Source organism: Aliiglaciecola sp., assembly GCF_039982535.1.
Classification (GTDB): domain Bacteria; phylum Pseudomonadota; class Gammaproteobacteria; order Enterobacterales; family Alteromonadaceae; genus Aliiglaciecola.
In genome coordinates, this window is sequence record NZ_JBDWYG010000081.1 from 1 (window position 1) to 1,011 (window position 1,011).

Consider the following 1,011-nt stretch of genomic DNA (forward strand, 5'->3'; position numbering starts at 1 on the left):
GCAATAGTTGCTGGGTTTAATGGGTGATCTTCAGGAATACCTGCTTCAACTTTACCTACAAGGTCAGCTCCAACATCAGCAGCTTTGGTATAAATACCACCACCAACACGAGCAAAAAGTGCGATTGAAGATGCACCGAAAGAGAATCCGGTAACGATCGCCAACACTTTGTTTACTGCACCGGCACCGTCAATGCCAAACATTTGAGAGAACACGAAGAATAAAACTGAAAGGCCTAATACACCAAGTCCAACAACGCCAAGTCCCATTACAGAACCACCTGCGAATGCAACTTCAAGTCCTTTTCCAAGGCTGGTACGAGCAGCTTGAGTTGTTCTTACATTAGCTTTGGTAGCAACTTTCATTCCGATGAAACCTGCAAGACCGGAACAGATCGCTCCAACTACGAATGAGATGGCAACCATCCAGCTCGAAGTTTCAGGATTAGCACTAAAAGCTAAAATTAAAGCTACTACAAGTACGAAACCTGAAAGCACTTTATACTCTGCTTTTAAGAAAGCCATTGCACCTTTTGCGATACTTTCTGCGATACGGGCCATTCGGTCAGTACCTACTTCTTGTTTACTTACCCAAGAAGATTTTAATGCGGTAAATAGAAGTGCAATAACACCCGCTGCCGCTGAGAAATAGATTATGTTTAGCATAATACTCTTTTCGTTAGTTTATGATTGTAATTCAATTAAAATAATTCATTGCCCTTTCTATACCCAAATTCACGAAAGCAAGGGCAGCGTCGTGAGCATGTTGTACAGCCTGATTTTTTTCCTCAAGCTCATCTTCATCAAAAGGAGACAGTACGTAATCGACTTGTCTGCCTCTCGAAAAATTATCACCGATACCAAATCGCAATCGTGGGAAGTCATTACTTCCAAGCCGCTCAATAATATCAGAAATCCCATTGTGACCGCCCGCACTTCCATTTGGCTTCATTCTGTTTGTGCCAAGTGGAAGATTCAAATCGTCATAAACGATCAGGCAATCTTTTTTATC

At 42.0% G+C, this 1,011-nt stretch carries 2 protein-coding genes; both read right to left on the minus strand.

Features of this window, described 5'->3' with window-relative positions; all coding sequences use genetic code 11:
* Positions 1-665, minus strand: a 665-nt coding sequence (locus tag ABJV04_RS20935) for a sodium/proton-translocating pyrophosphatase (RefSeq protein ID WP_348493683.1), incomplete at its 3' end; no start/stop codon positions are given.
* Positions 666-696: 31 nt separating this feature from the next.
* Positions 697-1,011, minus strand: a 315-nt coding sequence (locus ABJV04_RS20940) for an aminoacyl-tRNA hydrolase (RefSeq protein WP_348493685.1), incomplete at its 5' end; no start/stop codon positions are given.